The 26,447-nt window shown below is 49.6% G+C and carries 21 protein-coding genes; 10 read left to right on the top strand and 11 right to left on the bottom strand.

Annotated elements, in window-relative coordinates:
• Positions 1-5: 5 nt before the first annotated feature.
• The gene (locus ACM9J1_RS00200; protein ID WP_415579794.1) at positions 6-1,469 is read left to right on the top strand and encodes a TonB-dependent receptor; all 1,464 of its coding nucleotides are present in this window, start codon (positions 6-8) and stop codon (positions 1,467-1,469) included.
• Positions 1,470-1,538: 69 nt separating this feature from the next.
• Here ACM9J1_RS00200 and bcp read toward each other — a convergent pair whose 3' ends face one another.
• Positions 1,539-1,994 (bottom strand): thioredoxin-dependent thiol peroxidase, encoded by a 456-nt coding sequence (gene bcp, locus ACM9J1_RS00195; RefSeq protein ID WP_415579793.1) that lies wholly within the window; start codon positions 1,992-1,994, stop codon positions 1,539-1,541.
• Between the two features lie 56 nt (positions 1,995-2,050).
• On the opposite strand from bcp, the gene ACM9J1_RS00190 reads away from it, so the two are divergent.
• Positions 2,051-2,704, top strand: coding sequence for an endonuclease III domain-containing protein (locus tag ACM9J1_RS00190; protein WP_415579792.1), 654 nt, complete (start codon positions 2,051-2,053; stop codon positions 2,702-2,704).
• A gap of 274 nt (positions 2,705-2,978) precedes the next feature.
• Here ACM9J1_RS00190 and ACM9J1_RS00185 read toward each other — a convergent pair whose 3' ends face one another.
• Positions 2,979-3,563, bottom strand: a complete 585-nt coding sequence (locus tag ACM9J1_RS00185) for an RNA polymerase sigma factor (protein WP_415579791.1) — start codon at positions 3,561-3,563, stop codon at positions 2,979-2,981.
• Between the two features lie 295 nt (positions 3,564-3,858).
• On the opposite strand from ACM9J1_RS00185, the gene uvrA reads away from it, so the two are divergent.
• The gene (gene uvrA, locus ACM9J1_RS00180) at positions 3,859-6,645 is read left to right on the top strand and encodes an excinuclease ABC subunit UvrA (RefSeq protein ID WP_415579790.1); all 2,787 of its coding nucleotides are present in this window, start codon (positions 3,859-3,861) and stop codon (positions 6,643-6,645) included.
• Here uvrA and ACM9J1_RS00175 read toward each other — a convergent pair whose 3' ends face one another.
• From ACM9J1_RS00175 to ACM9J1_RS00155, 5 genes are all read right to left on the bottom strand, one after another.
• Positions 6,646-7,224: a low affinity iron permease family protein gene (locus ACM9J1_RS00175; RefSeq protein WP_415579789.1), complete on the bottom strand. Its 579-nt coding sequence runs from the start codon at positions 7,222-7,224 to the stop codon at positions 6,646-6,648.
• A gap of 191 nt (positions 7,225-7,415) precedes the next feature.
• Positions 7,416-8,879 carry an oligosaccharide flippase family protein gene (locus tag ACM9J1_RS00170; protein ID WP_415579787.1) on the bottom strand — a complete coding sequence of 488 codons (1,464 nt, stop codon included), beginning with the start codon at positions 8,877-8,879 and terminating at the stop codon, positions 7,416-7,418.
• Complete coding sequence (locus ACM9J1_RS00165; RefSeq protein WP_415579785.1) at positions 8,879-10,159, bottom strand: glycosyltransferase family 4 protein; 1,281 nt, start codon at positions 10,157-10,159, stop codon at positions 8,879-8,881. The genes ACM9J1_RS00170 and ACM9J1_RS00165 overlap by 1 nt, the downstream gene beginning before the upstream one ends.
• Before the next feature lie 18 nt (positions 10,160-10,177).
• The gene (locus ACM9J1_RS00160; RefSeq protein WP_415579784.1) at positions 10,178-12,673 is read right to left on the bottom strand and encodes a YfhO family protein; all 2,496 of its coding nucleotides are present in this window, start codon (positions 12,671-12,673) and stop codon (positions 10,178-10,180) included.
• A 62-nt stretch (positions 12,674-12,735) separates the two neighbouring features.
• Complete coding sequence (locus ACM9J1_RS00155) at positions 12,736-12,972, bottom strand: DUF4834 domain-containing protein (protein WP_415579783.1); 237 nt, start codon at positions 12,970-12,972, stop codon at positions 12,736-12,738.
• A gap of 108 nt (positions 12,973-13,080) precedes the next feature.
• Here ACM9J1_RS00155 and ACM9J1_RS00150 point away from each other — a divergent pair, with 108 nt between their 5' ends.
• The gene (locus ACM9J1_RS00150) at positions 13,081-14,049 is read left to right on the top strand and encodes a transporter (RefSeq protein WP_415579782.1); all 969 of its coding nucleotides are present in this window, start codon (positions 13,081-13,083) and stop codon (positions 14,047-14,049) included.
• Position 14,050: 1 nt separating this feature from the next.
• A complete protein-coding gene (locus ACM9J1_RS00145; protein ID WP_415579780.1) occupies positions 14,051-15,169 on the top strand; it encodes a GTP cyclohydrolase in 1,119 nt (372 codons plus the stop codon).
• A 51-nt stretch (positions 15,170-15,220) separates the two neighbouring features.
• Here ACM9J1_RS00145 and ACM9J1_RS00140 read toward each other — a convergent pair whose 3' ends face one another.
• Both ACM9J1_RS00140 and ACM9J1_RS00135 read right to left on the bottom strand, forming a co-directional pair.
• Positions 15,221-15,688: a hypothetical protein gene (locus tag ACM9J1_RS00140; RefSeq protein WP_415579779.1), complete on the bottom strand. Its 468-nt coding sequence runs from the start codon at positions 15,686-15,688 to the stop codon at positions 15,221-15,223.
• A 130-nt stretch (positions 15,689-15,818) separates the two neighbouring features.
• Positions 15,819-17,087 (bottom strand): aminotransferase class I/II-fold pyridoxal phosphate-dependent enzyme, encoded by a 1,269-nt coding sequence (locus ACM9J1_RS00135; RefSeq protein ID WP_415579778.1) that lies wholly within the window; start codon positions 17,085-17,087, stop codon positions 15,819-15,821.
• 339 nt (positions 17,088-17,426) lie between these two features.
• Here ACM9J1_RS00135 and ACM9J1_RS00130 point away from each other — a divergent pair, with 339 nt between their 5' ends.
• A complete protein-coding gene (locus ACM9J1_RS00130) occupies positions 17,427-18,350 on the top strand; it encodes a T9SS type A sorting domain-containing protein (protein WP_415579776.1) in 924 nt (307 codons plus the stop codon).
• 47 nt (positions 18,351-18,397) lie between these two features.
• On the opposite strand, the gene ACM9J1_RS00125 is transcribed toward ACM9J1_RS00130, so the two are convergent.
• Positions 18,398-20,767 carry a hybrid sensor histidine kinase/response regulator gene (locus ACM9J1_RS00125; protein WP_415579774.1) on the bottom strand — a complete coding sequence of 790 codons (2,370 nt, stop codon included), beginning with the start codon at positions 20,765-20,767 and terminating at the stop codon, positions 18,398-18,400.
• A gap of 151 nt (positions 20,768-20,918) precedes the next feature.
• On the opposite strand from ACM9J1_RS00125, the gene ACM9J1_RS00120 reads away from it, so the two are divergent.
• The 4 genes from ACM9J1_RS00120 to ACM9J1_RS00105 all read left to right on the top strand — a co-directional run bounded on the left by ACM9J1_RS00120 (position 20,919) and on the right by ACM9J1_RS00105 (position 25,705).
• The gene (locus tag ACM9J1_RS00120; RefSeq protein WP_415579772.1) at positions 20,919-21,494 is read left to right on the top strand and encodes a non-canonical purine NTP diphosphatase; all 576 of its coding nucleotides are present in this window, start codon (positions 20,919-20,921) and stop codon (positions 21,492-21,494) included.
• A 273-nt stretch (positions 21,495-21,767) separates the two neighbouring features.
• Entirely contained in the window at positions 21,768-23,645 is a 1,878-nt protein-coding gene (locus tag ACM9J1_RS00115) for a DEAD/DEAH box helicase (protein WP_415579770.1), read from the top strand.
• Positions 23,646-23,728: 83 nt separating this feature from the next.
• Positions 23,729-24,493: a carboxypeptidase-like regulatory domain-containing protein gene (locus tag ACM9J1_RS00110; RefSeq protein WP_415579767.1), complete on the top strand. Its 765-nt coding sequence runs from the start codon at positions 23,729-23,731 to the stop codon at positions 24,491-24,493.
• Positions 24,494-25,705 (top strand): WG repeat-containing protein, encoded by a 1,212-nt coding sequence (locus tag ACM9J1_RS00105; protein ID WP_415579765.1) that lies wholly within the window; start codon positions 24,494-24,496, stop codon positions 25,703-25,705.
• Here the strand turns inward: ACM9J1_RS00105 and ACM9J1_RS00100 are convergent.
• Positions 25,695-26,357, bottom strand: a complete 663-nt coding sequence (locus tag ACM9J1_RS00100) for a TrmH family RNA methyltransferase (RefSeq protein ID WP_415579763.1) — start codon at positions 26,355-26,357, stop codon at positions 25,695-25,697. The genes ACM9J1_RS00105 and ACM9J1_RS00100 overlap by 11 nt on opposite strands.
• Between the last annotated feature and the right edge of the window lie 90 nt (positions 26,358-26,447).

Genomic DNA, 26,447 nt, shown 5'->3' with positions numbered 1-26,447 from the left:
AAAAAATGGCTACCGAAATCAGACTGAAAGGCGACAAAGTCATTGAGCAAATTCCTTCGCTCAGAGACAAAGCCCTTCGCATCAACCTCAATGAAAACATTTATGGCACGTTCGCCGAAATTGGCGCCGGACAAGAAACCGTAAGGCATTTTTTCCGTTCTGGCGGTTCGTCGGGTACGATTGCGAAAGCCATGTCTGCCTACGATAAAGACTTTAGTGATGCGATTTACGGCTCAGAAACAGATGGCCGTTATGTCACCGAAAGCCGTTTGAAGAAAATGTTGTCGCACGAGGTCAACCTGATCGAGAAACGATTGAGCCGCGACAAACATCCCGGGAAATTGTTCTTTAGTTACGCCAACACCGTTGCTACGATTGATTTCGCCAAACAGTTCAAAGGCCACGGCTGGGTCGGGATCAAATACCAACTCGAGCCAGACGAAGACTACAACGAAATCATCCTGCACATCCGTTTCAAGGAAAACGACGCCAGATTGCAACAGGAAACACTTGGTATTTTGGGCGTAAACCTGATTTATGGCGCGTTCTACAAATACAACGATCCGAAGAAATTGTTGCGTTATTTGTACGACCATTTGGACAAAGACCAGATTGAGATTGATACCATCAATTTTTCCGGGCCGCGTTTCGCCGATGTCGACAACCGACTGATGAGCCTGCAATTGGTGAAAAATGGCATGACCGACGCCGTAATGTTCGATCCGCAAGGCAACAACATTCTGCCGGCCGCCGTACTTTACAAGAAAAATATCCTGGCCTTGCGCGGCAGTTTCCGTCCGGTGACCAAGGTCAACATGGACATGTACGAGAAATCATTGAAAATGTTCCTCGAGGAAAGCAAGGTCGAAAAAGAAAATACGCTGGTGATTTTCGAGATTACCCTGTCAAACCTTCGTTCTGACGGTGAAATCGACGAGCGCGACTTCATGGACCGGGCTGAATTGCTTTGCCGATTGGGCCAAACCGTAATGATTTCGAACTTTCAGGAATACTATAAAGTCGTGGAATATTTCTCGGCCTACACCAAAGCCCGCATGGGATTGGCGATGGGTGTGAACAACCTGATCGACATTTTCGACGAAAAATACTACCGACACCTGAGCGGCGGCATCCTGGAAGCTTTCGGCAAATTGTTCTACCGCGATTTGAAGGTCTTCCTCTACCCGATGCTTGGCGAAGAAGGCGAAATCATCAATTCGGAAAACCTGAAAGTGCATCCGAGGATGAAGGAATTGTACAAGTTCTTCAAATTCAACGGCAAGGTGATCGACATCGAGGATTTCGACCCGCATACGCTGAAGATATTCTCGCGTGAAGTCTTGAAGATGATTGGAAAAGGCCAGCCCGGTTGGGAAGAAATGCTTCCGGAAGGCATCGCGTCAATCATCAAGAAACACCAACTTTTTGACTTTGATCCGAAACGCGAGTTGGAAGAAAACACGAATTGACGCCACGTGTAACGCTGGTTGAAAAAATACAAAGCCGCAAATTCTAATGGATTCGCGGCTTTGTTTTTTTTACGCATGTAGAATCTGGTCGGCGTGCATTTTTGATTTCACGTCGGAGATCACTTCTTCTATGATGCCTTTCTCGTCGATGATGAATGTGGTGCGGTGCAACCCGTCGAACAACCGGCCCATGAATTTCTTCGGTCCCCAAACCCCGAAGGCCTCAATCACCGAACGGTTCTCATCGGCCAACAAAGGGAACGGCAAATTGTACTTGGATGCAAATTTTCCTTGTTTTTTCTCGGTATCCGGACTCACGCCCAAGATAGCATAATTCTTCGCGATGAACCGCTCGTAATTGTCGCGCAGGTTGCAGGCTTCGGTAGTACAGGTTGGCGTGTCGGCGGCCGGATAAAAGAAAACGACCAATTTTTTACCTGCGTAGTCTGAAAGTTTGTGTAATTTTCCGTCCTGATCTTTGCTTTCGAAGGCTGGGGCTTTGTCGCCCGCTTTAAGTGTATGCATAATTTTGTTTAATCTTTTTTTACAAATATAAAACAAAACTAGTTTCAAAAACCGTCATGACAAAAAAAGAACGCGCCAGATTCGCGATGGAAACCTTGGAACGATTGTATCCGGTGGTTCCGATTCCGCTCGATCACAAAGACGCTTACACGTTGTTGATCGCCGTGTTGTTATCTGCCCAATGCACCGATGTCCGCGTGAACCAGATCACGCCGCTACTGTTTGCAAAGGCCGACAATCCGTATGACATGGTGAAAATGTCGGTCGAAGAAATCCAGGACATCATCCGCCCGTGCGGACTTTCGCCGATGAAATCAAAAGGCATTTATGGATTGTCCAATATCTTGATCGACAAATATGATGGAGAAGTCCCGCAAAGTTTCGCAGCGCTCGAAGCCTTGCCCGCAGTGGGCCATAAGACGGCGAGCGTGGTGATGTCTCAGGCATTCGGTGTACCGGCATTTCCGGTGGATACGCACATCCACCGCATGATGTACCGTTGGAATCTATCAAGCGGGAAAAGCGTCGAACAAACCGAACGCGATGCAAAAGCCTTGTTCCCCGAAGAAAGCTGGAACAAATTGCACCTACAAATCATTTACTACGGACGCGAATATTCTCCGGCGCGCGGCTGGTCTTTGGAAAAGGACATCATCACCGCTGCCATCGGGAGAAAAGAAGTCATTGCCGAGATAACAAAGAAAAAATAAACCACGAATTCGCGAATTACACACATTGGGAATTCGTGAATTCGTGGTCAAAAAAAATCCCGGCTTACACCGGGATATCTTTTTAGTTAGCTACGCATTCGAAACGCATTTTCCCTACTTTGACGATGCTCAGGGCCTGCGAATAGCTCAACAGGAATTTAATCGTTTCTTTTTTGGGTAACATTTTTGGGGCAGCTAACACATTCTTAGAGTAAAGTTTTGCCATATTGTTAGGTTGGATTTCCTTTACAACGGCAAGCTTTTCAAAATATTGTCAGTTGGTCAAAATAATATTGTGTTTCTCAATGACCTTGCGCAAATTCATCAGCGCGTACCGCATCCGGCCGAGCGCCGTGTTGATGCTGACGCCCGTGATTTCGGAGATTTCCTTGAAACTCAAATCCTGATACATCCGCATCACCAAAACGTCGCGCTGGTCTTGCGGCAACTCCTCGATGAGCTTCTGCAGGTCGTTCTCGACTTGCGAGGAGATGATTTGGGTTTCGATGTTGGGCGCGTTGTCCGACATGATCGAGAAGATCGAAAACTCCTCGGTTTCGCGAAACATCGGCATTTTCTTATTGCGTCGGAAGTGGTCTACGATCAAGTTGTGCGCGATACGCATAACCCAAGGCAAGAATTTACCTTCCTCGTTATACGAATTCGATTTCAACGTCTTAATGACTTTGATGAAAGTGTCCTGGAAGATATCGTCCGAAACATCGCGGTCTGCAATCTTCGAGTAGATAAACCCATAAATCTTGGATTGGTGCCTGTTGATCAATACCGCCAGCGCGCTCTCATCGCCAGCTACATAATTTTTGACCAATACGGCGTCTGGGGTGTGAACATGTGCCATAGTCGTACCTTTTAGTTTTGGGTTAAAAATCTTTAATCTTGTTCTAAAAAGTAGAGCTCTGGTATAGGCAAATGTTTTTTGTGGATTATTTAAGCCAAATGTAACGGATAATCTTCTGTACTTCCAAATTATGACAAAAAATTAACACTTACAATGCAATAACGCTGATAAACATCATATTATTCTGTCCGATGAAAAGTTAAAGGAATTTTAAACCCTGTGTTGACAAAAGCGTGTTAACACTTTCCAGATGCAACGCGGCTTTTGATTATCTTTGCGTTCATCGTTTTTTTTCATGAAGCCAGACATTTCCCAACTCGAACCGAAAAAAAATATCATCATCAAGGGCGCGCAATTGCACAACCTCAAAAATGTGGACGTGGCCATTCCGCGCAACCAATTGGTCGTGATCACAGGGCTGTCGGGTTCGGGGAAATCAAGCTTGGCGTTCGATACGTTGTACGCCGAAGGGCAACGCCGATACGTGGAAAGCCTATCGTCTTACGCACGGCAATTCCTGGGCAGGCTCAACAAACCGAAAGTGGATTACATCAAAGGCATCGCGCCGGCCATCGCCATCGAACAAAAAGTCAATACGACCAACGCGCGTTCTACCGTGGGCACATCCACCGAAATCTACGATTACCTGAAGCTGCTCTTTGCCCGCGTCGGCAAAACGATTTCTCCGGTATCGGGCAAGGAAGTCAAAAAGGATACGGTTTCGGATGTCATCACCGATGTCAAGCAATTCGACCCGGAAAGCAAATGGTTGCTCCTCGCGCCGATCCATCTGGAGAAAGGCCGCGCGCTCGAAGACAAACTCAAGGCGCTGTTGCACCAGGGTTTCATCAGGATTCTGGTGGGTAACGACATGGTGCGTCTCGATGAACTCGACGCGCATTCCCTCGACGACAAAGACATCCTGCTTATCATAGACCGCATCGTAGTCAAGCACGAGGAGGAATTCTACAACCGGCTCGCCGACGCCGTCCAGGCCGCGTTCTATGAAGGCAAAGGCGTGTGTTACCTGCAGGAAGTCGGCACGAAAAAGCGCACGGAATACAGCAACAATTTTGCGCTCGACGGCATGTCGTTCCTGGAACCGAACGTGCACCTGTTCAGTTTCAATAACCCATACGGCGCGTGCCCGCTTTGCGAAGGTTACGGCAACATCATCGGCATCGACCCTGAACTCGTCGTCCCGAACACCGGATTATCAGTCTACGAAAATGCGATTTACCCGTGGCGCGGCGAAAGCATGGGCTGGTACCGCGACCAATTGGTGAACAACGCCTATAAATTCGATTTCCCGATACACAAGCCGTTTTTTGAATTGACCGAAGCCCAAAAGGAACTTGTCTGGAAAGGCAACAGTTATTTCACCGGCCTGCATGATTTCTTCGCCGAACTCGAAGCGAAAAACTACAAAATCCAGAACCGCGTGATGCTGTCCCGTTACCGTGGAAAGACGAAATGCCACGCCTGCAAAGGGAAACGGCTGCGGCCCGAAGCCAATTACGTACAAGTGGGCGGCCGCACCATTTCTGACCTTGTCGACATGCCCATCGCAAAACTGGTCGATTTCTTCAAGAAACTGAAGTTGTCTGAACACGATGCGGTCATCGCCAAACGGTTGCTCATCGAAATCAACAACCGCCTGCAATTCCTCTCGCAAGTCGGGCTCGATTATTTGACGCTAAACCGAAACTCCGCGACACTTTCCGGCGGCGAATCGCAACGCATCAATCTGGCAACATCGCTCGGCAGCTCTCTCGTCGGGTCGATGTATATTCTGGACGAACCCAGCATCGGGTTGCATCCGAAAGACACCGAAAAACTCATCAAGGTCTTGGAATCGTTGCGCGATTTGGGCAATACCGTAATCGTCGTTGAACACGACGAAGACATCATGAAAGCAGCCGACATGATTATTGACATCGGCCCGGAAGCCGGTACGCATGGCGGACGATTGGTGGCGCAGGGCACGTTCAAGGACATCCTGAAATCAGACTCGTTGACCGCAGAATACCTCAATGGCAAGCGTGAAATCAAAGTACCGCGCACCAGACGTAAATCTGGCGCATACATCGAAATCCTCGGCGCACGCGAAAACAACCTGCAGAACGTCGATGTGAAGTTCCCGCTCGAAACTCTGGCCGTGATTACGGGCGTTTCAGGCAGCGGCAAAAGTACGCTGGTCAAAAAAATCCTGTTCCCGGCCATGCAGAAGCAATTGGAAGGCGTGGGCGAAAAAGCCGGCCAGTTCACCGAATTGCGCGGGCATTACCACAAAATCCGGCACATTGAATACGTAGACCAAAACCCGATCGGGCGCAGTTCACGTTCCAATCCGGTCACGTATATCAAAGCCTATGACGACATCCGGGATTTGTTCGCCAAGGAAAAACTCTCGAAAATCCGCGGGTATCAAGCCAAGCATTTTTCGTTCAACGTAGACGGCGGCCGCTGCGAAACCTGCAAAGGCGAAGGCTCGATCAACGTGGAAATGGTGTTCATGGCCGACGTCCAACTGGAATGCGAAACCTGTAAAGGCAAGCGTTTCAAGAAAGAAGTGCTCGAAGTCATGTTCGAAGGCAAAAACATCGACGACGTCCTGACGATGACCATAGACAATGCCGTGTCGTTCTTCAAGGAACACAAGCAAACCAAAATCATCCAGAAATTACAGCCGCTGCAAGACGTCGGCTTGGGTTATGTACAACTCGGACAATCCTCTGCAACGCTTTCAGGCGGCGAGGCGCAACGCATCAAACTCGCGTCGTTCCTGGTGAAAGGCGCCACAAAAGACAAGGCGTTGTTTGTTTTCGATGAACCCACGACCGGGTTACATTTCCACGACATCAACAAATTGCTGGCGTCGTTCGACGCGCTGCTGGAGAAAGGCCATTCCATCATCGTCATTGAACACAACCTTGATTTGATCAAGTGCGCCGATTGGATCATCGACCTCGGCCCGGAAGGCGGCGAAAACGGCGGGCGCATCCTGGCCACCGGAACGCCTGAAGACATCGTCAAGAACAAAGATTCGGTGACGGCGAAATACTTAAAAGAGAAGTTGTAGTTATTCTTTCTCTGGATTGTCCTGTTTCGGACGCGGTTTGCGGCGCGGCTTGCGCTTTTTAGCCGACGCTTCTTTCTCGGTAGCAGCGCTCGCCTGCTTTGTTTTTCCCTTTTGCGGTGCTTTCGTGGCTTTGGTTTTTTCCCGGTGCTTTTCCTCGGCTTCGTCAATGGAATGCGACAGCCGCAGCGCACTTTCTTTTTTGGACAACGTGGCCAGTTTCATGTAGAATTTCTTCAAGACTTCCATTTCCTCTTCGGTCAGATCTTCCACATCAACCAGCCGGTTACTGGCAGACCGGCTCGATGCCACCAATTCGTTGAGTTTGAGCTGTATGGCCAGCGAGTCTTTGTTCTGCGTTTTCTGGATCAGGAATACCATCAGGAACGTAATGATGGTCGTGCCAGTATTGATGACGAGTTGCCAGGTTTCGGAGTAGTCGAAAATCGGCCCGGTCAAGGCCCAAATCAAGACAACGGCGAACGCGGTAATGAATACCGGCGTAGATCCGGTGGCTTTGGTGACTTTGGTGGCGAAGGTCTCGAAAAAGTTCCTTTTGCTGGCAGGCTGGCTGTGTTTCATCGGGTTTGGAATTTGGTTGTTGTTTAAAGTTACGAACTAATGCGGTGCAGGACTGCTAAATTTTTCAAAAAATACACGGCCGTTTGCGCTTTGGCATGCATCTTGAAAATGCGCTGCCGTCATAATATAATTGATTGGTTTATTTGGTTTGTTCGAAAGCCCGCTGTTGAAGATACGGCGGGTTTTCTGTTTTATGGCCTGAACCGGCCGATGACTTTGTCCATGACTTCATTCAGGTCGGACGACAATTTGAGCTTATAATTCGCATAGACGTACACCACGGTCAGCAACGCAGATTTGAGCAAGATATTGACCAGCGGATGATACCCGAAATCCCAATAATAAAACAGGAAAAATACTGCCACGGAAACAAACAGCGAATACACGGTTTGCCTGGTGAACGGAAAAAGCTTCATCTTGAACACCACGAACATCAGTTTCGCCGAAATGTACAATGTCACGGCCAATAACGTCGCCACCGCTGCGCCGTTGATACCAAATTTGGGGATCAGCACCATATTCAGCCCAATCGCGAAAATGCCGAGCATCAGGCCTAGGAACAACACCATCCGGTAGTATTTCGAATTGAAAATGATCGCGTTGTTGTTGCCCAAAATCAAGTCTAAGTATTTGGAAAGCCCGATGGTAAACACGACGAATATGCCGCCGGAATACTTGGCGGGTAACAACAGATAGACCTGTTTGATATTGACCAAGATGGCAAGAAAAACAAAACCACCTACAATTTGCAGACTGATTGATGTCTTCTTATAAAAACTGTTCAGTTCGTCCATTTTATTTTCAGTCATCAGTTTGGCCGTAAGCGGATACGCGATTTGGTGCATCGCCCGGCTCGGAACGGCAATCACCAACGTAATGAAAACCGCCACGGAATAATACGCGACATTATTGATGTTGATATATTGCGATAGCATAAACTTGTCAATATCGAGTAGCAAATTGGCCACACTGCCCGAAAAAATAATGAACAGCGAGTACACGAACAACGGCTTCTTGACGGCCGGAAAACGCATAGTGAACACAGGTTTTTTTACCCGAAACGCCGAAACGATCATCATAACCGTTATCGCTACGTAAATCCAGACACTGGCATATATGAACTGGACTGGTGTGAGCCAACTTTGGTATACCGCGATTAAAAAGAAAGACATAAATACGCGCAACAGGACTTCACGCAAAAAACTCCCATACACCGACTTGAAATGTACTTTCACCCAGGCGTAAAAAATCTCGAAATAGCCCATACACAGTCCGATAACCGGAATCATCCAAACATAGTCGTGAATGATGGCGTTCCGTTGAGACAGCAATGCTGCAATGTCTTCTTGGAACGACAAACCGATGAGCATCACGGGAACGATGAACAGCAACGGCAAGAACAGCATAAAGGTCAAAAATGAAGACTTTTCTTCCTCGGTCTTGTAGCCCGAATAGAATTTCACCATCGTATTGTGTACCCCGAAGGCCATCAGCGGCATCATGATGTTGGCCGACGACAAGATGAAATTCGTCAGTCCGTAGAATGTCTCTCCGAGAAAAATCGGATACATGTACAACGCATTGACCGCCCCGATCGCAAAACCGATGTACGTAACAATGGTGTTCCTGATGGACTGTTTCCCGACGATGCCCATCAGCGCAGCAATTCGGCAAGACTGGCCGTCAGGTTCTTACGGGAATACTGGTCAATGCCGAGCGCTTCCACAGACAGATTTCCACTTTTGTACCGTTGGTAAAAATCAACAATGGTTTCCTTGAGTTTGGCCTTTTCGGAATAATCAACGAAAACGCCCGTATGGGTTTGGGCAACAATCGGCGCGAAATCTGAACCCGTCGGGCCAATGGCGACGATGGGTCGGCCGGACACCATGTATTCAAATAACTTTCCGGGAATGATGCTTTTGGTTTCCACGGAATTGATCTCAATCAGCAACAAAACCTGCGACTGTTTCTGGTGTTTCACCGCTTCGTGGTGCGGCACGTAGCCCATGTGGTTCACGTGCGGGTCGAGGTCGTAACGATGAATGTCCAGCAAAACGTCGTTGCTTACCGTGCCGATGAGTTTCAGTTCCAAATCGTCGGCGAAACCGGGAAGTTCCCGGACCAATTCAGCCAGCACTTGCCACAACACGGTCGGGTTTCTTTCCGAAAGCAAAGAACCGATGTGCGCCAAACTAAAACGCGCATCCAGCACATCGCTTTTCCCGAGCGCCACATCATAACCATTGGTGATGACGGCAATCGGTTTGGTCGTGATGTCGCGGAATTCCTGTTTGGTGGATTGGCTCGTCACGATGATCTGATCTGCGGCATTGAGTACTTTTTCCTCTAGCGATTTATGCAAATCTTCCGAAAAAGGCGTCAATTTCAAGGATTTGTGGTAGCCGATGCTCGTCCACGGATCGCGGAAATCTGCAATCCAACGGATGTCCAGCGTGGCTTTCAACCGCAAACCAATCAGGTGTAGGCTGTGCGGCGGTCCGGTCGTAATTACCGTGTGGATGTTTTCTTCCTGGATGTACTTTCGTAAAAATCTCACCGATGGCCTAACCCAGAAACGGCGCGCATCCGGGATGAACAAATTGCCCCGGATCCACAAGGACAACTTTTCCAACGGTGTTTGTTTGTGGTTGCTCGGGATGATGCCAGACGAAATCCGCTTCGTGCCTTTTCCGGTCAGCCACGCGGCCAAACCGTATGGCTCGAATATTTTGCGGCGGATGATTTTTACATCGCGCGAAACCTCAGCCGCCAACGCCTCGTCTATGATCGGATACGTCGGGTTTTCGGGGATGTACACAATCGGGTCAAAGCCGAATTCAGGCAAGTACTTCACGAATTTCAGCCACCGCTGCACACCGGGTCCGCCGGCGGGTGGCCAATAATACGTGATGATCAGTACTTTTTTATGCACGGCACAGTTGTTTTAATATTACGAGACGACGATGGCCGAAGCGATTTTTTTCCTTCGCACATACACGCCGCCGATGAGCAGCAGCATCGCGCCGAGGAAACTCACCAACGAGATGGTTCCTCCGGTGGCTACGACTTCGGGTTCAAACTTGAATTCTACGGTATGCTTGCCCGCCGGGATTTCCATGGCACGCAAGACATAATTCGCGCGGAAATGCGGCGTGAGCTTTCCGTCGATGTACGCATTCCAGCCTTTCGGGTAATACATCTCGGAAAATACCGCCAACTGCCTGACATCGTTCGAAGTAGTGTATTTGGCATAGTTCGATTTGTACTGGTCAAGCTTGATGGACGACACGGTATCGCGGGCGGCTACCGGAGCAGGCAACTGGATACCCGGCACGTCGGCTTTGTTGACGATGGCAGTTTTGCGCAAATCGGTTTCGCCGAGCGCTTTCATTTCGGCATCGGCACTGGCCACGGTGCGTACATTGTCCACGAACCAAGCATTGCCGTAGGCGAACGGGTTGGTCACCGGGACGCTACTGCCGTCGTTGGTCTGGAAAATCAGGTATTTGATGTTGAGCATGTCCATGACCGGAACGCTTCGCGTGAGCGCCAAAGTGGCCGTATCGACTGACTTCATCGCTTCGCCCAATTTCTTGTCGATCTGGTATTCGAACAACTGGTCCATCCGTCGTGGCCGCACGGCGCTGTAACCGCCCACGGCTTTGTGGAAATAAGACGCGCGGCCTTCCAACCTGCCGAAAACATCATAGACGCGATAATGGCTTTGGTCTTTCAGGATCATCATGTCGGCTTCCGTAGGCTGGAACGGCTGGTCGATCTGGAGCGCACTCGCAAACGTACGGTCGTCATTCTTGACGTATTTCTTGTCGATGAAAAATAAATCTGAAACCATAATCAGCCCGACAACCACAACCGCCACCGTTTGCTTAAGCTTGTCTTTGTGGGCGAGCCACAACGCGCCGAAAGCCAACAGGATCAGGAAGCCGGAACGAAGCAGATCGGCCGAATACAAACTTTTCCGGTCAGACTTGACGATGTTGAGCAACGTATCCCCGATTTCGCCGCCACGCAATTGGTCGTCGCGCATGCCCGCAAAATCAAACATGCCCTTGCCCAAGAACAACAAGACGATAACGCCTAATGCCACGGCGCCCGCCTGCCACAAATGTTTCCATTGGCGGGCTTTGTCTTCTTCCTTAAAGAACGACTGCAAGCCCATGATGGCCAGCACCGGAATGCACAATTCCAGGATCACTTGTATAGACGACACCGCGCGGAACTTGTCGTACAGCGGCACATGATCGATAAAGAAATTGGTGAGCGCCGGGAAATTCTTGCCCCAGGATAGCAACAACGAAAGAATCGCGGCCGCCAGGAATGCCCATTTGATCCTGCGCTTATCACTGAAAAGTGCCAACACAAAAAGGAAAAACACCACCGCACCGATATAGGCAGGCGCGGCCACAATAGGCTGCTGGCCCCAATAAATCGGAAGCCTTGTGGTAAATTCGCGCGCCTCTGCATCTGACCCGCCTTGGCTGATGACGTATTTGTACGATTCGCTGTCCGGGCCGAGTTCTTCGCCGTTTCCGCCACCGAACAAGCGCGGCGCAATCAGGTTAAAACTCTCGGCCAGGCCATAGCTGTACTCGGTGATGTAATCGTATTTCATGGCCGAGGTCGTGTTGTCCTTCGTGCCATCGGCATTGTATGTCAACTCGCTTTTGCCACGCATCGAAAAATCGGTGTATTCTGCAGTAGCCATCAAGTTTGCGGCGTTTGTCCCGATGGCGACAATCCCAGCCACGACGAACACGCCGAGTGCCGTCAGCAGCGGTTTGAATTCCTTCGCTTTGATGTATTTCCAGAAATAATATACGACGATGGGCAAGAGCAACAACAGCAAATAATACGTCATCTGGAAGTGGTTCGCATTGATCTCCAGGGCCGCGGCAAACAACGTCAATAATCCGCCGGCAATGTAACGCCGTTTAAACACCATCAATACGCCCGCGATCACCATCGGCATATACGCAATGGCGTGCGCCTTGGCATTGTGGCCGACGCCCAGGATGACAATCATATAGGTGGACAACCCGAAGGCCAACGCGCCGAAAAACGCCTTGAGCGGATCGGTCTTCAAAACCATCAACAGTACGTAAAAGCCAAGGAAATACAGGAAAAGATAATCGGCCGGACGCGGCAAAAAACGCAGCATGTCGTCTAGCTTCCCGATGTAATCATGCGGATACTGCGCGCCCAACTGGTAGGTAGGCATGCCGCCGAAAGCCGAATTGGTCCAGTAGGGTTCGGCATGCTCGGCCAAACGGAAATCATTCTGTTCCTTGGCCATGCCGGTATATTGGGCGATGTCTGACTGGAACATCTTCTTGCCCTGCAATACGGGATAAAAATAAACGAGTGAAATCAGGACAAACCCGGCAATCGCCGCCAGGTGCGGATAACTCTTCTGGAGTAATTTCATAAGCTGCTGTGGCATTTTTTACCCCGTAAAAATAAAATAAAAAAAGCGCCCGAAGGCGACTTTTACTCTATTTCTTCGAAGTCGACGTACTCGCCTACTTTCTTGGTTTCGCGAGGATATTTGCCCGAAGGCTGTGGCGCGGATGGTTCTTGTGGCGCTTGATATTGCTGCTGGTTGCGGATGGTTTCTCCCATCTTCTCTACGGTTTTCTGAACCAGTACCGGCAGGAGCAACCGCATGATAAACTTAAACGCGTAGTAAAAAAGGAGAATGTATAAGATGGTCTTAAGGACGTTCATACTTTTCTGGATGTTTCGCCAAAATTACGAATTGAAACGTTAGCTTTGGAATTAACAGTCTTAAATAAATAATAAATAGTATTTTTGGGGATACCAAAAAAAGACGCTATGTGTTACTTCAGGCAAGCCATCGTATTTGTGTTGCTGATGGCTACTTCCTTGCTCCAGGCCCAGTTTACCGATGTGATCAACTCAAACCGTCCCGGCGAATCAATGTCGCCGTTCTCCATCGGGAAAACCGTGATCCAGGCCGAGGCAGGATTGACTTACGTCAACGAAGACCACAACGTACTCAATTACCAGGCTTCGGGATTCGCCTTGGACACCGACCTGCGTTACGGCGCATTTTTCGAGCAGCTCGAACTCATCCTGAATTTGCAGTATCGGTTCGACAAGTATGAATCGCCCCGGTTGGATGAGCGCCGCAATGGTTTCAACCAGATTATCCTCGGCGGGAAATACCTGGTTTTCGACCCCGATAAAAATTATGAGGCCAAGCCCAATCTCTACAGTTGGAAAGCCAACCACAAATTCAGCTGGCATGATTTCGTACCGTCGGTGGCCGTTTATGGCGGATTGAACTTGAATCTTTTCGACAACCCGTTCCGCGACCGCAACGAAAAAATCACCCCGAAACTCATGGTGCTCACCCAAAATGAATTTGGGCGTTATGTATTTGTGATGAATATTTTCGCGGACGATTTGGCCAGCGACTACCAAAGCTACGGTTACGTCGTTACCCTGACACGCGGCTTCAACGAACGCTGGTCTGGCTTTGTGGAAAACCAAGGCTTCAAAGGCGATTACTATTCTGATGGGATTTTCCGCATCGGTGCGGCCTATTTGCTCAAGGAAAACCTTCAGGTGGATGCCGCCTTCGGGAAAAACATCAAAGATACACCGGGCATTTTCACGGCGGGCATCGGCGTTTCGTGGCGTTTCGACGAGAATTATGAGGAAGTGTTGATCCGGGCGCCGAAAGACAAAGACGAGAAAAAGAGCAAGGAAGACAAGAAAAAAGAGAAAGAAAAGAAGAAGCGCAAAGACGCGATTGAAGGCACCGAAGACACCAAATGATATGATTACCATCAAGGAAGCCGTTACCAAGTCGGAAATCATGGAATACGTGAAATTTCCGTTCTTGCTCTACAAAGACAATCCATATTGGATTCCGCCACTAATTTCGGAGGAAGCCGAAGCTTTTGACAAGACTAAGAATCCGGTATTCGAAAGTGCCGAAGCCAAATTCTACCTGGCCTATAAAGACGGAAAGCCTGCGGGTCGGATTTCGGCCATCGTCAATTGGGACGAAGTGCGCACGCTCCAGAAAAAGAAAGTCCGTTTTGGCTGGTTTGATGTAATCGACGATATTGAAGTCACGAAAGCATTGCTGGAAAAAGTCTATGAATTCGGACGCTCACACGGGCTGGATCACGTAGAAGGCCCGATGGGTTTCTCTAATCTGGACAAAGTAGGTTTGCTGACCGAGGGTTTTGACCAGATCGGGACGATGATTACCTGGTACAACCATCCGTACTACGTGACGCATCTGGAACAGTTGGATTACGTGAAGGAAAAAGAGTTTATCGAAAGTTACTTTTCTTTCGTGGGCATCGATCCGTCGGTATTCCTCAAGGCCGAAGAACTCGTCAAAAGACGTTACAACCTTACCCCGGTGAATTTCACCAGTACCAAGGACATCATGCCGCGCGTGGATGAAATGTTCGACCTGTTCAACGCCACTTATGCCAACCTTGCGTCGTTTGTCCCGATTACGGAAAAGCAGAAAGATTTCTTCAAGAAAAAATACATCAACCTCATCAACCCGGATTACATCAAGTTCATTGACGATGCCAACGGAAAAATGATTGCCTTCACGATTGTGATGCCATCGCTGTCGCGGGCGTTGAAGAAAGCCGGCGGAAAACTGTTTCCTTTCGGCTGGATCGATCTGTTGAAGGCCAAACGCAAGAACAAGGAAGTGATTTTTTACCTCATCGGGATTTTACCCGAATACCAGAACAAAGGCGTCACGGCCATTATCTTCGGGGAATACTACAAGACATTCGCGAAAAACCGCGTGGAAACCTGCATCCGCACGCCGGAATTGGAAGAAAACCACGCCATCCATAATTTGTGGAAGAATTTCAACCCGGTCATCCATAAGCGCCGCCGCACCTACACCAAAACCCTATAAAAAAAAGCCGCTGATTTTTCAACGGCTTTTTTTTTGTGGATCAAATCAAGGCTATTCTTTGCAGTCGGTCTTGGCCAGCACGATGCTTTTGGCGTCGAACTGCACCTTGCGCGGGTTCTTGAAAACCATCTTGCCGCTTTTCTCTTCCATTTCGCCGTAACCTTCGGTCAAGACTTCGCCGGTACGCAGGAAAATGGATTCCCGGACTGAGGTCGTGCCTTCAGACGAAAAAGAATAATCAGCAAACAGCGTATCCCCGATAAACGTCCCGGAAAACGTGCCTTCGTTCTTGTCTTTTCCGTCGAGTCTGTATATCAATTCTCCGTTGGCGTTATTGGCATTCATGGCCAAGGACATCGTAATCGTATCGCGGCCTTTGGCGTAGAGGTAACAGGATTTCCCGTTGACCATGGCGGTGGCTTCGGGCGCGGCAGTTTCAATGGGTTTCTTGTTTTCTTCCTTTTTACTACAGGCAAAAGCCACTGCAAGCAGGCAGGTGGCAAAGAGTGGGCTTCTCATAAATTCAGGTTTGGGTTAAGTGAGGCATAAAATTAAGGAATATTCGCTTACCCGTGACAAAATTTACGGAAAATGCAAAAAAGAAAGCGCTTCGGTTGGGAAGCGCTTGCAATATTGGAGAAGATGGATCTTATCGCTCTTCGCTCATGTCTACGGTGTTCTCTGAGGCGATGCGCAGGTACGTGCCGTTGGTGAGCTTCTCGCGAACGGCTTCAAAAGCGTCCAGCGTTTCCTCGATGTCCTGCAACGTATGCGACGCCGTCGGGATCATGCGCAACAGGATGATGCCTTTCGGGATCACCGGATACACTACGATCGACAGGAAAATATGATAGTTCTCGCGCAAATCATTCACGAGCATCATGGCTTCCGGAATGGAACCGTTCAGGTAAACCGGCGTGACACATGTGTTGGTATCGCCGATGTTGAACCCGCGCGACTTGAGGCCGTTCTGCAACGCATTTACGTTTTCCCAGAGTTTATGCTTAAGTTCGGGCATCGTCCTGATCATGCGCAGGCGTTTGAGCGAGCCCACGGTTTGGATCATCGGCAACGCCTTCGCGAACATCTGTGAACGCAGGTTGTATTTCAAGTAATCGATGATGTCTTTGTCGGCGGCCACGAAAGCGCCAATGTTAGCCATAGACTTGGCGAAGGTGGAAAAATACACATCGATGCCGTCCTGTACGCCTTGCTCCTCGCCTGCCCCTGCGCCGGTTTTACCCAGCGTGCCGAAGCCGTGCGCATCGTCCACGAGCAAACGGAAATTGTATTTGTCCTTGAGTGCGACGATCTCCTTGAGCTTGCCCTGCTGGCCGCGCATCCCAAAAACGCCTTCGGTGATGAACAAGATGCCGCCGCCGGTTTCCTGGGCCATTTTGGTAGCGCGCTGGAGGTTTTTCTCCATGCTCTCGATGTCGTTGTGCTTATAGGTGAAACGCTTGCCCATGTGCAGCCGGACGCCATCGATGATGCAAGCGTGCGAATCTACGTCGTAGACGATAATGTCATTCTTGGTGACCAGTGCATCGATGATGGACACCATGCCTTGGTAACCGAAGTTGAGCAGGTAAGCCGATTCTTTCATGACGAATTCGGCGAGTTCTTTTTCGAGTTGTTCGTGGATGTTCGTGTGGCCGCTCATCATGCGGGCACCCATCGGATAAGCTGCCCCATATTGCTGTGCGGCGTCGGCATCGGCCTGGCGCACTTCGGGATGATTGGCCAGCCCGAGGTAATCATTGATGCTCCAGTTCAGGATTTCGCGGCCGTGGAACTGCATGCGCGGCCCGAGTTCGCCCTCGAGTTTCGGGAAAACGTAATAGCCTTCTGCCTGCGAAGCCCATTTGCCCAGCGGTCCTTTATTGTTCTGGATTCTTTCGAATAAATCTTTAACCATGATCATTGTTTTATCGCGTGCAAAAGTAATCATTCCCGTGGCAAGTTGTTCTTGAATCTTGGAATTTTATTTTGGGTGCGAAATGTGGCGTGCCACGCACATAAACGGTTGCGCGACAGGGATGGAAGCGTTGTTTGAGCTCTTTTTAAACCCCAAAGGTTTCGCAAACCTTTGGGGTTTAAAAAAGCGAGCGCGTACAGCCCGGCCGTTCGCCCAAAAAGTCCGACCAAATACACCGAAAGATTAAGCCAACGTTAAATTAAGGCGTTTCGTCGATGGATTGCACGACAATCAGAATTAAATCAATAATTTAGCGGCGAAATTTTAACACAAATCTACATGAAGACAAATTACAATTTATTTTATACACTGGCAGCGGCCTTGTTGTTCTCTACCGCATCTTTTGCGCAGGCCACCATCGCCAAGTGGAATTTCAACGGTACCGCTGCGGATGCTATCGCCGGCGGCGTGAACGCGCCAACGCCGTCTGAAGGCGCTGGAACCGCATCATTGGTAGGCGGCACAACGGCTACTTTCGCGAGCGGCAACAGTTCTACTGGAACAACCGAAACCGAAACGACATCGCCGCCGAACTTTGGCTGGAACACTACGGGTTATCCGGCACCGGGCGTGGGCAGCAAAACCGCAGGTGTGCAATTCAATGTGAGCACGGTAGGCCAAATGGGCATCACGTTCTCTTTTGAAAACCGCCACAGCAACGGCGCGGCCAACACGATTGTGTTGCAATACACAACCAATGCCGCGGTAGGCGCGCCTGTATGGGTTGACGCCGAGACCTTCACCTTTACACCGGCCGCAACGGGCACGGGCGACACTTGGTACAACGGCAGGTCTTTTGACTTTTCAAACGTTACCGCACTGAACAACAACCCGAATGTGGCATTCCGCATCGTGAGTGCGTTTGACCCGGTGACGGGTGACTATCTGGCGAGCCGTTCCACCAATACCTATGCGGCACCGGGCGGAACCTTGCGTTTTGATCAAGTGAAAGTGTCGAGTGCAACCACCATGGGCTTGGATGAAATCAACCCGGCGCGCAACGCGTTCACGGTATCGCCTAACCCTTCGAACAAAGAAGTGGTGAGCTTCAACGAAGCTTTTGACGTGGAAGTCTATAATGTTGCCGGCAAAGTAATCTTCAAAGGCACCAACGTTTCGACTATGGATACGAGCGATTTCGCCAGCGGCGTGTATTTCGTGAAAAACCAGAACGGCGCGGTGCAGAAACTGATCGTGAAATAATTTTTCTTGAAATAGTATAGAAAAGGCTGTCTTCGGGCGGCCTTTTTTTATAACCATTTCTTGACGGCTTCGTACAATGTTTCGTTCTTGAGCGGCTTGGTGAGGTAATCATTCATCCCGATTTCACGCGCGGTAGCCTTACTGGTTTCCATGACATCGGCGGTGACGGCGATGATCGGGATGTTGCGATATTGATCTCCGGCCTCGCCCTTGCGGATGGCTTCGGTGGCTTCATAGCCGTCCATGACCGGCATCTGCAAGTCCATCAAGATCAGGTCGAACTGTGCCGACTGCAATTTATCGAGCGCTTCCCGCCCATTGACGGCGTATTCGGCGGTGGCATTTTGCCATTTTTTCAGGATCATTTTGATGACCATCTGGTTGATGGCGTTGTCTTCCACCACGAGCAGGTGTCTGCCGCCCAAGTCAAATTCGGAGGTTGCGGCGGGTGTTTCGGTTACCTTCTCAACGGCGACGACGGCATAATCGAGCACGACGCGGCATATGGTTCCTTCACCCAGTTTGCTGTCAAGGGTGATTTTCCCATGCTGCCGGTCGACCAAGTTCTTCACGATATACAGCCCAAGACCAAGACCGCCGAACTTTCTTTTGTTGTTGATGTTGTCCTGGGTGAAAGACTCAAAGATGTTGTGCATTTTCTCTTTGGCGATACCCACGCCGGTATCGGTAACGGTAATGGTCAACCGGCAGCGGTTATCAGGCAACGGTTGGCCTTCTAGGGTAAATGTTACTTTGCCTTCTGCGGTGAATTTAATGGCATTGCTCAGGATGTTGTTGACAATTTGCCCCAGTCGCGTGACATCGCCCAGCAACAACTCCGGAAAAATCCCGCTCTTCTGGTATTCGAAAACCAAGTCGGCGTCATTGGCCCTGATGGTCGCGTTGTTCTTGATGTGTTCCAGCACGCGGACCGGGTCAAACTGTACTTCCTCGAACTGCAGCTGGTCTTTTTCGATTTTAGAGAAATCCAGGATGTCATTCACCGAGCTCAGCAATCCGTGCGCGGAATACTTGATGACCTGCGCGTCATGCCGGACTTTGTCGTCGTCGGCGTTTTTGGACAATTCCGAAGATAGCGTCAGGATGGCGTTCAAAGGCGTGCGCAACTCATGGCTGATATTCGAGAGGAAATACGTTTTCATCTCGTTCATTTCCTCTGCCCTGGCCAGCGCTAAACGGTTGAATTCCTCGCGCTCATTTTTGACGCGCCGGATCAGGTTCGCCATGGAAAGCGACAGGAAGATGACTTCCAGCCCGGTGCCGAATTTGGAACTGTTCTGGGAGATAAAGCTCGTTGGAATCTGCCCGAAATTATTCAGGATGAAGATGACGAATCCGGCGACCAGAAAGAAAATACCTGCGGTAAAGAACATATCGACCGGATGCCTGTTTTTGTAGAGCCGCACCACCGATGCAATGATCAACGTCAGGACAAACATCCCCAAAATATTGACCACAGGATAACTTACGGCCAACGCCGAAGGCATGCCTACAAAAATTACCGTCCATAACACGATAACCACATACAAACCGTTGAACAAGCGGTTCATCATCGGGTCAAACGTTTTCAACTTTAAAAAGACTTGGCTGTAGCGGCCCAGGAAATACGCCGCAACGAGCGCGAAAAGCAACACGGCGTGACAAGATAGCCAGTTGCCGTTTGGTGTGATGTATTGATAAAAATAACCGTCGAGCGAAAACTGCAAAAGCCCGATGAACACGACATACATTGAATAATAGATAAACGTCCGTTCCTTGAGTCCGAAAAAGAAAAAAAGATAGACGAGTGCCGCCAGGAACAAAATCCCGTAGAAGATCCCGAAGGTGAATTGTTCCAAAGACGTGAGCCACATCAAGTCTTCATACGTCCGCAACTCAAGTGGCAAGTTGATGACTTCCCCGTCGCTTCGCAGCCGAATGTAATACTGCATTTCTGTATCGGCGGGCAACAATAATTTAAAGATGCTTTTGCGATGCGGATAGGCCCGATCGGAAGTTTTCATGTGATCGCCGGTGCGCATCGTCACATAACTCTTGTCTGGCCTGACGATATACAACTCAACGGTATCGGTGATGGGACGTGCCGTTTCCAGATAGTATTCCAAAGGTTTGCTGGCGGCATTCCGGATTGAAAATGTCACCCAGAAATTGTCTGTATTGAACCCGAGATCCATATTTTCGCCGGTCACCGGTCGGAAATCAAGACGGCGTTGGCCGGTGATCAGTTGCCGGACATCAATAGGGTCATTTCCTGCATTGGCAATCCTGGCGTGCGGAAAAAGCGACAAATGCTCCGGCCCGGAATTTTCGGAAAGAATGAGTTGCGAATGGAGAAAATTGGAGAAAAATAGCGCGCACAGCGGAAGCAAGTATAATTTGGGTAACTTTTTTCTCATCTGTTTTATTTTGGGTTTGGTAAACATACAAAAAAATGTCTTCCTACAAGTCCGAAAAAACGCCACGCCAAAAATTACAGACCGTCCATTTCACAAACTACGCTTGCAGGAAACCCCGTCGTGATATAACTTGCCACTTTTTTCCAGTAAGATGACACTCGTATTCGCTTCGCACAACACACACAAAATCGCCGAAATTAGGGCGATGTTGCCCAACTCGATTACTTTGCTGGGTCTGGACGACATCGGATGCCACGACGACATCCCGGAAACGGCCGAGACCATTGAAGGCAACGCCATCCTTAAGGCCGACTATGTCACCCAAAAATTCGGCTTCGATTGTTTCGCCGACGATACGGGTTTGGAAGTCGATGCATTACATGGCGAACCCGGCGTATATTCTGCACGTTACGCCGGCCAACAGAAAAATGCCGATGACAACATGGCAAAGCTTCTCGACAAGCTCGAAGCCGCCACCAACCGCAGCGCACAATTCAAAACCGTCATCGCGCTCAACCTACGCGGACAACAACACTTATTCACGGGAATCGTCCGGGGCGAAATTACCCGCGAACGCCACGGAAATCAAGGCTTTGGTTACGATCCGATTTTCAGGGCCGACGGTTTCCAGAAGACTTTCGCCGAATTGACCATGGAAGAGAAAGCCGCCCACAGCCACCGCGGAAAAGCCGTCCGCCAACTCATTGATTTCCTGACAAAAAAATAAACACGAATTGCACGAATTGCACGAATTTTCAAATGTGCTTGAATTCATGAAATTGGTGGAATTCGTGTTAAAATACTAAGTCTCTAAACTGTGATTCACCATTTTACTCGACGCTTTTTTTTAATTGCCCATTCACCATTTACCATTCACCATTCTAACTTATTGGTTTTCAATACAAAATAAAAACAAAAACTTCCCTACTTATCCATTTATAAAGACTACTTTTGCACCGCCAAAGGCCATAGGGCCTGAGGCGTAATTTTAAAACACATAATGAATAAATTTGAACAATTGGGTCTAAATGAACTGCTACTGCTGGCGGTTAAAGACCTCGGATTTGAGAATCCGTCAGAAGTACAGGAAAAGGCGATACCGATGTTGCTTGAAGCAGACATTGATATCGTGGCCCTCGCGCAAACCGGCACCGGCAAGACCGCTGCATTCGGGTTTCCGCTTATCCAGAAAATCGACGCAGAAAACCGCAACACGCAGGCGTTGATTTTGGCTCCCACACGCGAGCTTTGCCTCCAAATCACCAATGAACTGAAGCTCTATTCGAAATACGTAAAAGGTCTGGACGTGGTCGCGGTTTACGGCGGCGCGTCGATTACAGACCAAGCGCGCCAGATCAAACGCGGCGCGCAGATCATCGTGGCTACGCCGGGGCGTATGCAGGACATGATCAACCGCAAGCTCGTCAACATTTCGCAGATTGATTTTTGCGTACTCGACGAAGCCGACGAAATGCTCAACATGGGCTTCTACGAAGACATGGTCGCAATCCTTTCAGAAACACCTGACACCAAGAATACATGGCTGTTCTCTGCGACGATGCCGGCTGAAGTAGCGCGCATCGCAAAAGAATTCATGCGCCATCCTGCTGAAATCACCGTCGGCACAAGGAATTCAGGTTCAGCGACCGTCTCGCACGAATTTTACATGGTGCAGGCGCGCGACCGTTACGAAGCGCTCAAGCGTCTGGCCGATGCGAATCCGGATATTTTCTCGGTGGTGTTCTGCCGCACCAAGCGCGACACCCAGCAGATTGCGGAGAAACTCATTGAAGACGGTTACAACGCAGCCGCTTTGCATGGCGACTTGTCTCAGGCGCAACGCGACGGCGTCATGAAATCGTTCCGCGGGCGCCAGATCCAGATGCTCGTGGCTACCGACGTGGCCGCTCGTGGCATCGACGTGGACAACATCACACACGTGGTAAACTACCAGTTGCCGGACGAGATCGAAACCTACAACCACCGTTCCGGGCGTACCGGACGCGCCGGAAAACTGGGCACATCGATCGTCATCATTACCAAGAGTGAACTTAGGAAAATCCACGCGATCGAAAAAATCATCAAGCAGAAGTTTGAGGAGAAAACGATTCCGTCGGGGATGGAAATCTGCGAGATCCAGTTGCTGCATTTGGCCAACAAGATCAAGGACACCGAAGTGGATCACGAAATCGACAATTACCTGCCGGCCATCATGGGCGTGTTGGAAGAACTCGACAAGGAAGAACTCATCAAGAAAATGGTGTCGGTGGAATTCAACCGATTCCTGAATTATTACAAGAAAACCAAGGATTTGTCTGCACAGGCACGCGGTACCGAAAGCGAAAGAAAGTCTTTTGGTTCGAGCAATGAAGTGCGCTATTTCGTGAACATCGGCTCGCGCGACGAATTCAACTGGATGTCGCTTAAGGATTTCCTGCGCGACACGCTCGAACTGGGCAAGGAAGACGTCTTTAAGGTTGATGTGAAAGAAGGATTTTCATTCTTCAACACCGGCGCCGAACATTCGGAGCGCGTCATGGAAACACTGAACAACATCACCATGGACGGACGCCGCATCAACGTGGAAATCTCCAAGGACGGCGGCAACAGTCGTGGCGGTGGCGGAAAAAGCTTTGGCGGCGGCGGTTTCGAGAAGAAGAAATTTGCCCGTCGTGGCGAACGCGATACCCGAAGCGATTTCGGTGGCGGCGGTTTCAAGAAAGAAAAGAAATCGTTCGGCGGCGACAAACCGTGGAAAAAAGAATTTACAGATAAAGCGCCAAGACGTGGTGCCGACCGCAATGCGACAGACCGCGCCCCACGCCGTTCGGAGAGTTTCTCTGATGCGCCAAGGGCAAGACGGCCGCGCAAAGGATAACATCTGTTAATTTTCTGATAATTATAAAAAGGCTGCTCAATATTGCGTCCTGTTTGCTTACTTTTAGCGCATCAAAAACAGGCATGAGGTATTTAGCAGTCTTCTTTTTTTTGTGTTGTTCGGCCGTCACTTTTGCGCAGGACAACGGCAAGATTTCGGGTACGGTCATCAACGACCAGACCTTGCTGCCCATCCAGAATGTCAACATCGTCAACCTCAACAAAGTCCGGGGCGCTTCCACCAATGAACGCGGTGTTTTCGAGATCGAGGCCGAAGCCAACGACACGCTCTATGTCTCGCTTTTGGGCTATGCCAGCATGAAAGTGCGCGTGAGCAATGACTGGGTGAAGAACAAAGCCAACAAAATTCTCATGACCGAAAAAGCCATCGCGCTCGAGGAAGTCATTATCCAACCTTACATCTTAACGGGTTATCTCGAAGTAGATTCCAGGCTGATCCCGATGCGAGAAAGCCACCGCTACGCCATTGCCGGATTGCACGACCAGGGCTACGAAGCCGGACAATACCAACCGGGCGCGTTCGGGAAAGTACTGGGTTCCATCTTTAACCCGGCCGATGCGCTCTACAACCTGTTCGGGAAGAAACCCCGCGAACTCAAACGGCTCAAGGAACTCAAGCGGGACGAAAAAATGCGCGGCATGCTCGAATCGCGGTATGACCGGGAAACTATCGCCGCATTGTTGGGCATCGACAAGAAAGACATCCCGGAAATCCTGGGACGCTGCAATTACTCCGAGGCATTTGCGCAAACGGCGAATGACTTGCAAATCCTCGATGCGATTTCTGAATGTTATGAGGAATACAAAGTCCTGAAAAAACAGAAATAAATGAAATACGTCTTGCTGCTTTTGGCGTTGCTCTTCACCTTCAACACTTCTCATGCGCAAAAAACCAAGAGCAAAAAAACGGTATCGAAAACGGCACCCGTAAAAAAACACCTCCCGAAGCCAAAGAAAACCATCAACATCTTGGTGCCGTACCGCGTCAAGGACCGTTGGGGATTTTCGGACACGCTCGGAAACATCAAAGTGCAGCCGGTTTACCGGCAATTGGTCAAGGCTTATTATTACGATGGCGGCAAGGCCAATTTTGTCCTCAAAGGCGAAACTGGATGGATTGCCGTCAACCAAAACCATCAAGTGCTCGTGTCCGAAACCGCTTCGGCGCAATATGATTCGATTGCCATCGACAGTTATTGGGAAGACTACGTATACCTGCACAAAGACGGAAAAATCGGCGTCAACTACAAAGGCAAGGAAATCTTCAAGCCTGTTTACCGCAGCATCAGGCCGGAGCCGAATGAAAGTTTCATCGTTTATAACGACAACGGCTTGGTGGGCTTGGTCAACAATACCGGAAAAGTAATTGTCCCGACGGAATTTGCCGAGATCGACATCATCTGGGAAGAAAGCACCAAAACCAAAATCGTCTGGCTGGCCAAAATCCGCGACGTTGAAAAGAAATTCACCGACGTCAAAGTGCCGGATTCGGACGACTTCGATCAAATCATCTACGAGAAACGCCTGGCCGATGAAGAAAAAATTGCCGACGCCAGCATTCCCGAACGTATCGGCTCACAATACGATGCGGTCAAAGCCGACCCGCATTACGCCATCTACTATGTCAAAAAGAACGGCCTGTCCGGCGTCTACGATGGCTTGGCCGACAAGGAAACCATCGCGCCGCAATACGAAAGCATCAGCCTCGCGTCAATCGAAAGAGATGTAAAGATTTTCGGCGTGCGGCTGAACGGCAAATTGGGCATGGTCAAATCAGACAATGCCATCGTCGTCCCGATTGCGTTCGACAACATCGTCCCTGACAAAAACCTCGGCGGGTTCATCCTGCAGCAAAACGGCAAAAAAGGTTTTTATGTGCGCAACACGTCTTATCCGTACATCCGGCCCAAATACAATTCGATTACGGAAAGGATACAGATTCCGGTGAAAAGCAGTTGGTCGTTCGGATTGTTTAAGGTCACGACCGATTCCGGCGAAGGTTTCGTCGGTGAAAACGGCATTGAATTTTTCAAGGAATAAGCCCGCCGTAATAACGCGCTTCGATCCGGTCGATGTCCTTGATGGATTTGCGTGCCCAATCGAGGCGTTTCTCGAGGATTTCATCGGCTGTCAGTTGCCAATCCACGCCTGATTTGCGAAGTTTTTCCGTCACGTGTTGCAGGACGATGGCCGCCGATACCGAAATATTCAGGCTTTCGGTAAACCCGACCATCGGGATTTTCAGAAAACCGTCGGCCTGCGCGAGCACTTCTTCGGACAATCCCATTTTCTCGGTCCCGAAAAAGAATGCCGATGGCTTGGAAATATCGAAATCATCAAGCAGGCAATCGTCTTGGTGCGGCGTCGTGGCGATAATCTGGTAGCCTTGTAATTTTATCGATTCCAAACAATCGTTCATGTTTTCGTATCGGAAGACGTCCACCCATTTCTGCGCGCCCATCGCGATTTCCTTATCGATGCTTTTCCCATAACGCTCTTCCACGACATGCAGCCGTTGAACGCCAAAAACCTCGCACGAACGCATGACGGCGCTGGTGTTATGCAACTGGAACACATCTTCCATCGCCACGGTAAAATGGTTGGTACGTTGCGACAGGACTTGCAGGAATTTCGCTTTCCGGCTGTCGGTCAGGTAACCTTCGAGATAACGGAGATAGTCGCGGTCAATCATGCCGTAAAAATAGGTGTTTGCACGATTTCCATCACACGCGCCCGTTAAAATTCCAAAGCCAAAATGCTTATATTTGGTCAGCCGAGGCCG

Origin of the sequence: Flavobacterium longum (assembly GCF_965137575.1) — a bacterium.
Lineage (GTDB): Bacteria > Bacteroidota > Bacteroidia > Flavobacteriales > Flavobacteriaceae > Flavobacterium > Flavobacterium longum.
Note: the sequence above shows the minus strand (reverse complement) of the source record. Positions and strands in the feature narration are given on the sequence as shown.